The 12,094-nt window shown below is 72.7% G+C and carries 13 protein-coding genes; 4 read left to right on the top strand and 9 right to left on the bottom strand.

All coding sequences use genetic code 11. The features are described 5' to 3' along the window. Positions 1-80: 80 nt before the first annotated feature. On the bottom strand, positions 81-710 hold the full coding sequence (locus ACIOGZ_RS11640) for a TetR family transcriptional regulator (RefSeq protein WP_400985709.1): 630 nt from the start codon (positions 708-710) through the stop codon (positions 81-83). Between the two features lie 68 nt (positions 711-778). Between ACIOGZ_RS11640 and ACIOGZ_RS11635 the strand changes: the two genes are divergently transcribed. The 3 genes from ACIOGZ_RS11635 (at position 779) to ACIOGZ_RS11625 (ending at position 4,598) form a co-directional block, all read left to right on the top strand. Then, the gene (locus ACIOGZ_RS11635) at positions 779-2,302 is read left to right on the top strand and encodes an FAD-dependent monooxygenase (RefSeq protein ID WP_400985707.1); all 1,524 of its coding nucleotides are present in this window, start codon (positions 779-781) and stop codon (positions 2,300-2,302) included. A 173-nt stretch (positions 2,303-2,475) separates the two neighbouring features. Beyond that, complete coding sequence (locus ACIOGZ_RS11630; RefSeq protein ID WP_363627673.1) at positions 2,476-3,054, top strand: TetR family transcriptional regulator; 579 nt, start codon at positions 2,476-2,478, stop codon at positions 3,052-3,054. Between the two features lie 167 nt (positions 3,055-3,221). Further along, positions 3,222-4,598 carry a hypothetical protein gene (locus ACIOGZ_RS11625; protein ID WP_363586934.1) on the top strand — a complete coding sequence of 459 codons (1,377 nt, stop codon included), beginning with the start codon at positions 3,222-3,224 and terminating at the stop codon, positions 4,596-4,598. Between the two features lie 69 nt (positions 4,599-4,667). On the opposite strand, the gene ACIOGZ_RS11620 is transcribed toward ACIOGZ_RS11625, so the two are convergent. The 8 genes from ACIOGZ_RS11620 to ACIOGZ_RS11585 all read right to left on the bottom strand — a co-directional run bounded on the left by ACIOGZ_RS11620 (position 4,668) and on the right by ACIOGZ_RS11585 (position 9,550). Then, positions 4,668-5,447 carry an SDR family NAD(P)-dependent oxidoreductase gene (locus ACIOGZ_RS11620; protein ID WP_363586935.1) on the bottom strand — a complete coding sequence of 260 codons (780 nt, stop codon included), beginning with the start codon at positions 5,445-5,447 and terminating at the stop codon, positions 4,668-4,670. An 89-nt stretch (positions 5,448-5,536) separates the two neighbouring features. Continuing rightward, positions 5,537-5,734, bottom strand: coding sequence for a hypothetical protein (locus ACIOGZ_RS11615; RefSeq protein ID WP_363586936.1), 198 nt, complete (start codon positions 5,732-5,734; stop codon positions 5,537-5,539). Positions 5,735-5,833: 99 nt separating this feature from the next. Continuing rightward, positions 5,834-6,526 carry an SDR family NAD(P)-dependent oxidoreductase gene (locus tag ACIOGZ_RS11610; protein ID WP_363586937.1) on the bottom strand — a complete coding sequence of 231 codons (693 nt, stop codon included), beginning with the start codon at positions 6,524-6,526 and terminating at the stop codon, positions 5,834-5,836. Between the two features lie 100 nt (positions 6,527-6,626). After that, complete coding sequence (locus ACIOGZ_RS11605) at positions 6,627-7,463, bottom strand: helix-turn-helix transcriptional regulator (RefSeq protein WP_363586938.1); 837 nt, start codon at positions 7,461-7,463, stop codon at positions 6,627-6,629. Positions 7,464-7,653: 190 nt separating this feature from the next. Next, complete coding sequence (locus ACIOGZ_RS11600) at positions 7,654-7,890, bottom strand: DUF6296 family protein (protein ID WP_363586939.1); 237 nt, start codon at positions 7,888-7,890, stop codon at positions 7,654-7,656. Between the two features lie 40 nt (positions 7,891-7,930). Further along, positions 7,931-8,311, bottom strand: a complete 381-nt coding sequence (locus tag ACIOGZ_RS11595) for an STAS domain-containing protein (RefSeq protein ID WP_363586940.1) — start codon at positions 8,309-8,311, stop codon at positions 7,931-7,933. Positions 8,312-8,646: 335 nt separating this feature from the next. Further along, entirely contained in the window at positions 8,647-8,976 is a 330-nt protein-coding gene (locus ACIOGZ_RS11590) for a helix-turn-helix domain-containing protein (protein WP_363586941.1), read from the bottom strand. Between the two features lie 55 nt (positions 8,977-9,031). Continuing rightward, complete coding sequence (locus tag ACIOGZ_RS11585; RefSeq protein WP_363586942.1) at positions 9,032-9,550, bottom strand: hemerythrin domain-containing protein; 519 nt, start codon at positions 9,548-9,550, stop codon at positions 9,032-9,034. A 255-nt stretch (positions 9,551-9,805) separates the two neighbouring features. Here ACIOGZ_RS11585 and ACIOGZ_RS11580 point away from each other — a divergent pair, with 255 nt between their 5' ends. Then, a complete protein-coding gene (locus ACIOGZ_RS11580; RefSeq protein WP_400985703.1) occupies positions 9,806-11,986 on the top strand; it encodes a catalase in 2,181 nt (726 codons plus the stop codon). Positions 11,987-12,094: the final 108 nt, after the last annotated feature.

Genomic DNA, 12,094 nt, shown 5'->3' with positions numbered 1-12,094 from the left:
TCCGGTGATCACGCCAGTGGCGATTATGACGCCCGCCCCCGACAGTTCGGAGTGCTCCGGGAGGCCGATGCACCCGGGCCCTACCCGTGCTGCCCCAGTCCGTCGCGCAGCAGGGCGAAGGCCCGCTCGGCGGCGCGGACGGCCTCCGGGTAGTGGTCGTCGGCGGACGTGCCGTCGGCCAGGCGTTCCTGGTTCATGACCGCCAGTTCCCGCTGCACCACGATCACCTGGGTGGCCACGAGACGGGCGTCGAGCGGGTCGACGCCGGCCTCCAGCAGTGCCTCGGCCAGTTCGTCGCTGCCGCGTGCCGCGTAGCGGATGATCCGTGCCGCCAGGCTCTCGGTCTCGACGATCATGCGGAGGAAGGCCATCACCTCGGGGTCGTCGCACAGGCCGGTGTTCGGGTCGCGGCGCGCCAGGGCGTCGAGCATGGCCGCGCGCAGCGCCTCCAGCGGCGGCTGGCCGGCCGGGCGGGCGCGCACCGTCCGGGCCGCTTCGCTCTCGTGGTCGGCGAACCGCTGGAGTACGAGGTCTTCTTTCGTCGGGAAGTACGCGAAGAGGGTCCGCCGGGAGACCTCCGCCGCCTCCGCGATCTCGGTGATCGAGACCTGGTCGAAGCCCCGGTCGAGGAAGAGGCGGATCGCCGTCGCCGCGATCGTCTCCCGGGTGCGTTCCTTCTTACGTTCCCGCAGGCCCATCTGCTGATTCATGCACTCAGTCTACCTTGTGGTAGACTGAGTGCAGAATTGCACCCAGTTTCTTCTTTCGGGAGGTCATCGTGCGAACCGAGGTCATCGTGGTGGGGGCGGGCCCGACCGGGCTGATGCTGGCGTACGAGCTGACGCTGGCCGGGGTGCCGGCCGTCGTCGTCGAGAAGCAGCGCACCCACAGCACCCAGTCCCGGGCGGGCGGACTCCAGCCGCGCACCGCCGAGGTGCTCGACCTGCGCGGGCTGCTGGAGCCGCTGCTCGCGCGGGAGCCGTCCGACAACACCACCGGCGGGCACTTCGCCACCCTGCCGGTCGAGCTGGACTGCCGGCCCTGGCGCACCCGGTACCCCCACCCGGTCAACGTTCCGCAGATCCGGCTCGAGGCCCACCTCGAACGGCTCCTCGGCGAGCAGGGCGTGCCCGTGCTCCGCGGCCACGAGGTGACGGCGGTCGCGCAGGACGCGGAGGGGATCACGGTCACGTGGCACGCCGACGGCACCCCGGGCGGCGGTGACGCCCCCGACGGCGGTGAGGTCCGGGGCGACGGTGAGGTCCGAGGCGGCGACGGTGAGATCCGCGGCCGCTACCTCGTCGCGTGCGACGGCGGGCACAGCACGGTCCGCCGGCTGCTGGGCGTCCCGTTCCCCGGCCGGGAGCGCCGGATGTCCGCCGTGGCGGCCGACATCACCCTCGCCTCCCGGTCCGAGACGGTCCCCACCGAGCGCAAGCACTTCAGCCAGTACACCCGCGTGGCCGGCGGCTTCCACTCGATCCTGCACCCCATCGGCCCGGACCTGTACCGGATACTGTTCGGCAGGCTCTCCGGACAGGGCCCGGACCGCGAGACGCCGGTCTCGGCCGACGAGGTCCGCGAGGCGCTGCACGCCGTGTACGGCCCCGACACCGAACTGGGTGAACTGCGCGCCGCCTCCCGGTTCGGCGACGCCGTCCGCCAGGTCGAGCGCTACCGCGAGGGCCGGGTGTTCTTCGCCGGGGACGCGGCGCACATCCACATGCCGATCGGCGGCCAGGGCGTGAACCTGGGCCTCCAGGACGCGGTCAACCTGGGCTGGAAGCTCGCCGGCACGATCCGCGGCTGGGCGCCCGCCGGCCTGCTCGACAGCTACCACGAGGAGCGGCACCCCGTCGCCGCGCGCGTGCTGCGCCACACCCGGGCCCAGGCCGTGATCATGAATCCCGGCCGGGACGAGGAACTCGGCACGGTCCGCGAGCTCGTGACCGAGCTGCTGGGCCTGCCCGACACCAACCGGTACGTCTCGGGCATGATGTCCGGCCTGGACCTCCGGTACCCCGGCGTCGGCCCCCGGCTGATCGACCTGGACCTGACCACCGAGGACGGCCCGACCCGGGCGAGCCGGCTGATGCGCTCCGGCCGGGGCCTGCTGCTCTCCCTCGACGGCAGGCGGCGGTCGGTCGGCGACCGGTCCGACCGGGTCGAGCACGTCATGGCGAAGACCGACGAGGACGTGGACGGCGCCGGCGCCCTCCTGGTCCGCCCCGACGGCTACCTCGCCTGGACCGACACCGACGGCACCCCGCTCGACACGGCCCTCGCCCGCTGGTTCGGCTGAGGCCCCGGGCGGTTCGTCGGTGCGCCACGATCCACGGCGCGCCGACGGACCGCCCGTCGCGCTGTCGTCACCTGCCGCACGGGGCGTCCGCCGGTTCTGCGGAGCCCTCGCCCCGGGAGGAGCGCGGCTCGCTCTATCTGGAGCATCCGATCCAGATAGGCTACGGTGAAACCATGGCAAGGACCCGGGAGTTCGACACCGAGGCGGCGGTGAGCCGCGCCATGGAGCTGTTCTGGACGCGCGGCTACGAGGCGACCTCGGTGCGCGACCTGACCCAGCACCTGGGGATCGGGCAGGGGTCCCTGTACGCGGCGTTCGGCGACAAGGCCGGCCTGTACCGGGCCGCGCTGGACCACTACCGCGCCACCCTCGCGGCGGATGCCCTGCGCAGCCTGGAGGAAGGGGCGGACGCCCGCTCGGCGATCCGCACGATGCTGATGGAGCGGGTCCACATCGCCGCCGAGCACGGCGGCCGGGGCTGCCTGGCGGTCAATGCCGCCTGCGAGCGCCTACCGGGGGACGCGTCGATCCGGCGCACCGTACGGGACATGCAGGATGTCAGCCGGGACGCGCTCGCCGAGGTGCTGCGGGTCGCGGCGGAACGGGGTGAGATCGCGGCGCGGCACGACCCGCAGAGCCTCGCCGCCTTCTTCGTCACCTTCCTCAACGGGCTGCTGGTCTCCTCGAAGATCACACCGGACCCCGAAGCCCTCGCACCCGTCGTGGAGGTCGCGCTGACCGCCCTCGACTGATTTTTTCATGTCCGCAATCTGTATCGCACGATCCAGATAAGGGCCGGGCCCCGCACCCGCGGAATCCGCCGCTCCATCCCTGCTCCATCGAAACGCTCCACTCCTGCTCCATCGAAACGCTCCACCTCTGCTCGATCGCAACGCTCCATCGACACTTCGGAGGACCCGTGCCCATCGCACCCACCCCGAGTACGCCCGCCCTCGGCGGCAGCCGCTGGAACACCTTCCCCGCGGCCGGCACCGCCCTGACCGCCCGTGAGTTCTTCACGGCCACGGAGCCGCTGCTCCAGGGCGTCATCGATGACAACGCCCTCACCGCCGCCGACGGCGAGGTGCTGGAGGCCCAGATCCGCGCGACCCTCGCCCTCGGGAGCCGGGAGACCTCCCTGCCGCTGGCCGTCGGACCGGGCAGCGCCCCGGCCGCTCGCGAACTGGGCGCGCAGGCCGAGGAGATCGGCCATGAGCTCGCCTCCTGGGCCGCCGCGGCCCTGGAGCGCCTGCTCGCCGACCGGATCGCGCTGCCCGCCGGCCCGCTGGTCGTCCGCAGCCACTGCTACGGCCACCTGCTCACCCCTCCCGCGACCGACCTGCTCCTCGGCCGCCGTGGCGGACCCGTCACGATGCAGCTCTACAACGAGTGGCTGCACCAGGTCGTCCTGCTGCGCGACGCCCTGCTGCCCTTCACCAACTGGCAGGACGTCCCGCTGCTGATCACTCCGACCGGGCTGCGGCACATCGAACCGGCCCGGGACGCGTTCCTCACCGAACTCCTGGTCCGCCGGATCCGGCACGCCAGCATCGTGGCCTTCGCCCGCCACGCCGTCACCGGCACCTCCGGCAGCTCCGGCTCGTCCGGCACCCTCGGCGCCCCCAACCCCTCCGGCCCGGCCGGCTACGGCTTCGAGGCGAGCGGCGGCACCGTCCTGCCGGCCGTCCTCGACCAGCCGCCCCTGACCGCCCCCCGGTACCTGCTGACCTGGCGTCCCGACCCGGCCGCCGACGAAACCGTCACGCACGTCGCCGAGTTGCGGGACTACTACGCCGCGCCGCGCACCCTCGTCGAGCACCTGCCGCCCGCCACCGCCGCACCGGGTCCGCTCACCGGCCGCATCACCGGCCGCGTCGTCGCCGGGCCGGTCGCCGGCGGGGCCCGCACCGCCGCCATCGAGCTCACCCACGACGGCGCCACCGCCCGCGTCGACCTCGGCCAGGCCCTGCGCGGCCACCGCTTCGCCCACCGGCCGGACGGCGCCACGGGCGACGTGCCCGCCGACGCACCGGTCGCCGACCCGCCCGCCGCCGCGGACGTGTGGACGGCCCTGCGCGCATCGGGGCTGGTGTGGACGCAGGCGGGTGACGCCGTCCTGGACGCCACCGGCCAGGGCGACCTCGTCGTCCTGGCCCTGCTCGGCCGGCTCTACCCGGAGAACGTCACCCTGCACCCCGCCGACCGCCCCGTCACCCACCCCGCCGAGCGGGCAACCGCCTCCGGCAACGGCCCGAGCCGGCTGGTGGTCCGGATAGATCCGCCGCAGGCCGACTGACGCCCGCGCCACGAAAGGAAGCACCGCCCCTCGGTAGCCGACGCCCGGCCACCGAGGGGCGGGTACGGGTCAGCCGGCCCGGTAGCGGGTGGCGAGTTCGGGGCTCTGCGCGCCGAACGCCGCCAGCTCGGCCCGGAAGACGGCATCGAGCAGGCTCGCGTCCTCGACACCGGGCGCGCAGACGACCTCGCCGAGTTGCAGGCCGCGCAGGGCCGCGGTGACGACGTCCTCGGCACTCATCCTGGGTACGGCGCTGAGATCGAGGCCCTGGCGCTCGTGGAACTCGGTGGCCACCACCCCCGGACAGACGACCTCGACCTGGACGCCGGTGCCTTCGAGCTCGGCGGACAGGGTCTGGCTCATCGCGACCAGGTGGGCCAGGGCACCGGCGTAGACGGCGCGGCGGGGCAGCTGGGACTGCGGGGCGGGTCCGCTGAAGGCGATCATGCCGGCCACGTTGATGATCGCGCCCCGGCCGCGTTCCTGCATGCCCGCGACGGCGGCACGGGTGAGCAGGGTGGGGGCGAGAACCTTGACGTCGACCAGTTCGCGGGCCAGATCCGCAGGCAGGTCGGCGAGCGGCATGTAGTGGGCGACTCCCGCGTTGTTGACCAGCAGTGTCAGCGGTTCGGCCGCGCAGATCCGCGCCACGGTGTCGATGCCCTCGCCGGTGGAGAGGTCGGCGGCCACGGATCGCACCTCGACCCCGGTGTGGGCGGCGGCGAACTCCTCCAGCCGCTCCCGGCGCCGGCCGACCAGCACCAGGTCGTAGCCGTCGCCGGCCAGCCGCTCGGCGAATGCCCTGCCGATTCCGGAGGTGGCGCCGGTGACGAGTGCGAGGTTGCTCATGGGCGTCGTTCCCTGTCGGTAGTCGGCCGAGGCGGCCGGAGTGCGGGTCTCGCGGCGTCACGAGGGTGCTGTCCGTGGCTGATCGATCGTCAGTGGGTCGGGGGCCCGTACCGGGTGGCTACTGCGGTGATCGCGATGAGGACGGTCGCCGTGACCGCGATCGTGGCCCAGGCGGGGAGCAGCGGTCCTGCGGGGAGGACTGCGGACACCAGGTCGAAGAAGAGCTCGAACCAGCTCGCCCGGTACCCGTGTCCGGCCGGGGCCGGCATCCCGGTGGAGTCGTTCACCGCTCCAGGGTGGTGATCGTGCCCCGGCCACGGGGTGCGGCACGCCGTGGCCGGGGCGAGACCCCACCGGTCAACCGTGTGACCCCGCGGTCACCACGGTCACCACGGGACGGGGCCCTCCTCCTCGAAGAACCCTCCGGTGGGGCCGTCGGGGGCGATGGTGGCCATCCGGACGATGATCTTGGCGCACTGCTCGGCCGACACGGTGCCGCGGGGGTTGAAATCGGTGGCGGCGGCCCCCGGGTGGACGGCGTTGATCCGCATGTCCGGGAAGGCGTTGGCGTACTGGACGGTGATCATGTTGACCGCGCTCTTGGACGAGCAGTAGGCCACCATCGGGAAGGTCGCCTCAAGGCCGGCGGGGTCACTGCACCGGGCGAGGGAGCCGCCGCTGCTGCTGACGTTCACGATGACGGGGTGGTCGGCGGCCTCCAGCAGCGGCAGGAAGGCGTGGGTGACGCGGACGAGGCCGAAGACGTTGGTGGCGTAGACGGTCTCCATGTCGTCGGCGGTGATCTCGGCAGGCGGGTTCCACCTGCCGGGAATTCCGGCGTTGTTGACCAGGACGTCGAGCCCGCCCGCCTCCTCGCGGATCAGCCGCGCGGCGGCCTGGACGGACTCCTCGCTGGTGACGTCGAGCTGCACCGCGCGGGCGCCGATCCGCTCGGCGGTTTCCCGGCCCCGTTCCAGGTCGCGCGCACCGAGGTAGACGGTGTGTCCGGCCCCGGCCAGTTGGCGGGCGGCCTCCAGGCCGATCCCGCGGGTGGCTCCGGTGATGAGTGTGGTCGTCATGGCGTGCTGTGAAGGCGTCGGGCCCTCGTGATCCGGGGCTCCTCGCGCCTTCACCTCCTTTCCGGGTGGGTGGGACCGCACGGTCGCGCCGTGCGCGTTCCTACGGTGTGCTCAGGGCTGTGAGCCGTTGCCTGCTCTCCTCGTCGGCGGCGGGCATGACCGCGAGGAACTGGTCGCGTTCCTGGGCGACGGTGAGGACCTGCCAGTCCAGCCGGACCTCGCCGACGACCGGGTGCAGGATGCGCTTGCTCCCGAAGCTCCTGCCGGAGACCCGGTACGTGGTCCACCAGTGCTGGAAGTCGGAGTCCCCGGCGCTCAGCTCGGCGACCAGTTCGGCGAGCCTGGGGTCGCTGGGGTAGCGGCCGGCGTCCATCCGCAGGTAGGCGACGCACTCGCCCGCCGACAGGTCCCAGTCCGGCACGCGCTCGCGCGTCCGCGGGTCGAGGAACGTCAGCCACAGGTAGTTGCGGTGTTCCTCGGGGACCGCGGCGAAGTCGAGCAGCAGCTCGGCCGCGAGGTCGTTCCAGGCCAGGATGTCCATGAACCGGCCCAGGACCACGGCGGGCGTGGTCCGCAGATCGGCCAGTACGGCCAGCACCGCGGCGGGCACGACCTGGTGCTGTGAACGCCGCTGTCGGCGGGCCGGGGCCAGGTCGGCCAGCTGGCGCAGGTAGTCACGCTGGTCGTCGTCCAGCAGCAGGGCGCGGGCCAGCGCGTCCAGGACACTGCCGGACGGTGCGGGCAGCCGGCCCTGTTCGAGGCGGGTGTAGTAGTCCACGCTGATCCCGGCCCGCCCGGCCACCTCCTCCCGGCGCAGCCCGGCCACCTTGCGCGACCGTTCGTACACGGGAAGTCCGGCCTGTCGGGGGGAGACCTCCGCGCGCCGGGCACGCAGGAACGTGGCGAACTCCCGGCGCTTGTCGTTGTCCGTGCTCACACCGGCCACTGTGCCAGGGCGCCGCGCGAGCTGGGAGGACATGTTTTTCCCTGGAAGAACGTGTCCTCCCGGCCCCGGCCCGCGGCAGCGACCATGGGTGGAACGGCCTGCGGCAGGACGGTTTCAGGCGCGACGGACGCCCCCACGCCTGCCGGGGTGCCAGCGGGTCCACCAGCGGCCCGGAGTGCGGTCAGGGCATGGGAACGGCTTCCAGGCAGGGGTGGATGGTTCCGTACTCGGCCGGCGCGGCGAGGACTTCCGCGATGGTGCCCCGGATCTGGACGCGGAACAGGCCGGTGGCGTCCTCGTAGACGGGTTCGCGCGCGGGGCCCAGTTGGTCGGTGAGGTGCACGATGACGGTGTGCGCTGCGGCGTGGGCGCCGGGCGCGCCGGGCAGGGCGATGGCGTAGCGGCGGACGGGGTCCATGGTTCTCGGCTTGCGGTGGTGCGGGGTGGCCCGCGTGCGGTCAGGGGTCTGCGTTCTCGGTGTGCGGGGGGCCGGCGGGGCGTTCGGTGGCGGCGGGGGTGAAGAGGCCGGTCGTCTCGGTGATCGCGAGCAGGCGCTCGACCTGGGTGCTGGCCGCGGTGATCGCGAGGGTGCGGTCGGTACGGTGCGCGGTGCTGCGCAGGCCCAGCAGGAGGTTGAGGCCGGAGCTGTCGCAGAAGGGGACGCCGGACAGGTCGACGTCGAGCCCGGTGCCGCTGGCCTGCAACGCGCGTCCGAGGGTCTCGTCCAGGCCGCCGGCGACGTCGAGGTCGATCTCGCCGCGGACCGTCGCACGGACCCGGTCCCCTTCGACGGCGAGCCGGACCAGCAGGCCCTCGGCGACGTGCAGGTCTGTGGGCACGCTCCCATTGACCGGGGGCGGCGCGGGGGGTGGAGGAGTCGGGGTCGGGGCAGCGGAACGCGCCACGGGCGGCTTACCGCGCATGGTCTCTTCTCCTGCCTGTGAGCCGTGGGACGACATCTCCAGCGTCTGCCGAATCCCTTCTCACGTCAACCGATACGTGAACGGAAATTCGTCAATGGCAATGCGTGCAATCGGGTTCGGCCATGCGTGTCATCGGCATGCCCTCGGCGTGCCCTCGGCGTGCCCTCGGCGTGCCCTCGGCGTGCCCTCGGGTTCCTACGAGAGACCGAGCACGCCGTGCCGGCCGAGGAGCGGGTGGGCGGGCGGAGCGGTCAGCGCAGCAGGACGGCCAGCAGTTCCGCCAGCGTCGGGCCGCTGTCGGCGGGGTGGCGCAGCTGCTTGCCGTCGAGGACGCGGTAGACGTTGGAGCGTCCGACGCGGTGGTGGCTGAGATAGCCCGCCGCTTCGAGGTCGGCGATGATCCGCTGGACCGCTCGTTCGGTCAGCAGGCAGCTGGTCGCTATGTCGCGCACCCTGATGCCCGGGTCCCGGGCGATCTGCACCAGGACGCGCGCGTGATTGGTCAGGAACGTCCACTGGCGCCCGATTGCCGGCTGTTCTTCCACGCCCTCAGGATAGGACGGTCGCGTTGGCTGAGACATGAGAGGAATTCGCGTGCTCCTTCCCGCTTTTCGTGGTCGCGGCGTCGCACCGTCGTCAGCCCTCGATCGCGTTGGCGATGCGGTGGAGCACGCCGCCACTGGACGGGCGGCGCGGCGCGGTCTCGCGCATGGCCTGCATCCGCTCGCCGATCTCCTGGAGTTCCTTGCGGCCGAATGCGGCCCGGACCATCGGGAACCAGGAGCCTTCCTCCTGCTCGATGTGCCGGTCGACCGCGTCGATCAGGACGGCGGTCTTGGCGTCGTAGCCCTCGTCGCCGGGGCTCATCCGGCTCAGCTCCTCACAGAGCAGGTCGGCGACGTGGTGTTCCTGCCGGGCGCGGTCCATGTCCTCGGCGAGGCCGGGAACCTCCTGACGGATCCTGGGGTAGACCAGTTCGTCCTCCAGGTAGGTGTGGACGGTGAGCGCCTCCACGATCCGCTCGACCGTCTCGTGCCGCGCGTCGCCCCCACCGTCTCCGTCCCCGTCCCCGGCGGCGAGTTCCCGGTACTGGCGGAACAGGCGGCGGACTTCCTTGTGGTCCTCCCTCAACAGGACGATGGCATCGTTCGACATTGCTCGTCTCCTCACTCAGAGGCTTCCCCTCCCGACCCAGGCGTGTCCCCCGAGGCTCCTTCGTCAAACACCGCACTGAAACACCGCACTGAAACACCGCGCGCCTCTGCCCAGCACCGCTGACCTCCTGCTGCGGCACCGACGGCCGCTCGCGCGCGGTTTGCCGGGCCACCCACCGGGCAGCCGCCCCGCCGACACGAGCCGGGGGCCGCCGGCCCGGCCGCCCCGCGCCGTTCCCAGGACGGAGATCGCGACATGCCCATCAACCCCGAAACCCCCCAGCCCGAGCCGCCCGCCGACCCCGGACCCGACGCCAAGAACGCCACGGACGCCACGGACGCCACGGACGCCAAGAACACCACCGACGCCAAGGACGCCGCACTCGACGCCTTCCGCGCCCCCGACCCGGACGGCCCGCTCACCACCGACCAGGGTGTGCGCGTCGACGACACCGACAACTCGCTCATCGTCGGCGACCGCGGCCCCACCCTGCTGGAGGACTTCCACCTCCGCGAGAAGCTCACCCACTTCGACCACGAGCGCATCCCCGAACGCGTGGTGCACGCCCGCGGCGCCGGCGCCTACGGCTTCTTCGAACCGTACGAGTCGCTCGCCGGGTTCACCTGCGCCGACTTCCTCCAGGAGGCCGGGCGCCGCACCCCGGTGTTCGTGCGCTTCTCGACCGTGCAGGGCCCGCGCGGCTCCGCCGACACCGTACGGGACGTCCGCGGCTTCGCCACCAAGTTCTACACCCGGCACGGGAATTACGACCTGGTGGGCAACAACATGCCGGTGTTCTTCATCCAGGACGCCGTCAAGTTCCCGGACTTCGTCCACGCGGTGAAGCCCGAACCGCAGAACGAGATCCCCACCGGCGCCTCCGCGCACGACACCTTCTGGGACTTCTGCTCGCTCCAGCCCGAGTCCACCCACATGCTGATGTGGGTGATGTCCGACCGGGCCATCCCGCGCAGCTACCGGATGATGCAGGGCTTCGGTGTGCACACCTTCCGCCTGGTGAACCGGGACGGGCGCGGCACGTTCGTCAAGTTCCACTGGCGACCGCGGCTCGGCGTCTGCTCCCAGGTGTGGGACGAGGCCCAGATCACCGCCGGGCGGGATCCGGACTTCCACCGCCGGGACCTGTGGGAGGCGATCGCGGCGGGGGACTTCCCCGAATGGGAGCTCGGTGTCCAACTGGTCACGGCGAAGGACGAGTTCGCCTTCCCCTTCGACCTGCTGGATCCCACGAAGCTGATCCCGGAGGAACTGGTGCCGGTGCGCCCGGTGGGGCGGATGGTCCTCGACCGCAACCCGCAGAACTTCTTCGCCGAGACCGAGCAGGTGGCCTTCCACACCGCCAACGTCGTGCCCGGGATCGACTTCACCAACGACCCGCTGCTCCAGGGCCGCAACTTCTCCTACCTGGACACCCAGCTGATCCGCCTGGGCGGCCCCAACTTCGGCCAACTGCCCGTCAACCGCCCGCTGGCCGACGTGCGGACCAACCACCGCGACGGCTACGGCCAGCAGGTCGTCCACCCGGGGACGAGTTACGCACCGAACTCGGTGGGCGGCGGCTGCCCGTTCACCATGGGCGGCGGCCACCTGCCGGAAGGGGTGTTCCAGCACTACCAGGAACGGGTCAACGGCAGGGCGATCCGGCGGCGCAGCCCCAGCTTCGCCGACCACTACAGCCAGGCCGCGCTGTTCTGGCGCAGCATGGCGGGCTGGGAGCAGCGGCACATCACCGCCGCGTTCGCGTTCGAGCTCGGCAAGGTGGGCGACGAGGAGGTACGGCGCCGGATGGTCGGCAACCTGGTGCGCGTGGACCCCGACCTGGCGGCGGAGGTCGCCCGGCGCATCGGCGTGCCCGAGCCGCAGCCGGCGCCCGAGGACCGGGCGGCGGCGAAGGGCGGCGAGGCGGCGGGCTCCCGGGTCTCCCCGGCGCTCAGCCTGGAGAATCTGCGCGGCAGCGGCATCCGTACCCGCAAGGTCGCCGTGCTGACCGCGCCCGGGGTCGACGGAGGCCAGGTACGGGCCGCGCACGAGCGGCTGGGTGCGCAGGGCGCCGTCGTGGAGACGCTGGCCGCGCACGGCGGTCACGTGGCCGCCCGTGGCGGTGACCCTCTGCCGGTGGACCGCCCGCTGCCCACCACCGCCTCGGTGCTGTACGACGCGGTGGTGGTTCCGGACGGCGCCGGGCCCGCGCTGGCCGCCGATCCGGACGCCGTCCGCTTCCTCGCCGAGGCGCTGCGCCACGGCAAGCCGGCGGCGCTGCTCGGCTCCGGCGTCGAACTGGCCCGGGCGGGCGGTTGCGACGCGCCCGGGGGCCTGGCCGGCGTCACGCTCCACGACCCGCGGGAGCCGGCGGATCCGGCCCTGTGGGACGGCTTCGCCCGGCTGGTCGAGCAGCACCGCTTCCCGGAGCGCTGACGCCGCAGCGGCGCCACGGACGTGCGGCGGCCCGGCGCCGTCGACCGTCTTCTTCACCATGCGCATCTGGGGCCTCCTCGCAGGTGCGGTGGCCGAGCCCTTCCCGGC

Source organism: Kitasatospora sp. NPDC088160, from assembly GCF_044741445.1.
GTDB lineage: Bacteria > Actinomycetota > Actinomycetes > Streptomycetales > Streptomycetaceae > Kitasatospora.
Note: the sequence above shows the minus strand (reverse complement) of the source record. Positions and strands in the feature narration are given on the sequence as shown.

Coding starts and splice junctions, on each gene's coding strand:
- ACIOGZ_RS11640 (WP_400985709.1), bottom strand. CDS start 710: ATGAATCAGCAGATGGGCCTGCGGGAACGTAAGAAGGAACGCACCCGG.
- ACIOGZ_RS11630 (WP_363627673.1), top strand. CDS start 2,476: ATGGCAAGGACCCGGGAGTTCGACACCGAGGCGGCGGTGAGCCGCGCC.
- ACIOGZ_RS11620 (WP_363586935.1), bottom strand. CDS start 5,447: ATGAGCAACCTCGCACTCGTCACCGGCGCCACCTCCGGAATCGGCAGG.
- ACIOGZ_RS11610 (WP_363586937.1), bottom strand. CDS start 6,526: ATGACGACCACACTCATCACCGGAGCCACCCGCGGGATCGGCCTGGAG.
- ACIOGZ_RS11600 (WP_363586939.1), bottom strand. CDS start 7,890: ATGGACCCCGTCCGCCGCTACGCCATCGCCCTGCCCGGCGCGCCCGGC.
- ACIOGZ_RS11590 (WP_363586941.1), bottom strand. CDS start 8,976: ATGTCTCAGCCAACGCGACCGTCCTATCCTGAGGGCGTGGAAGAACAG.
- ACIOGZ_RS11585 (WP_363586942.1), bottom strand. CDS start 9,550: ATGTCGAACGATGCCATCGTCCTGTTGAGGGAGGACCACAAGGAAGTC.
- ACIOGZ_RS11580 (WP_400985703.1), top strand. CDS start 9,806: ATGCCCATCAACCCCGAAACCCCCCAGCCCGAGCCGCCCGCCGACCCC.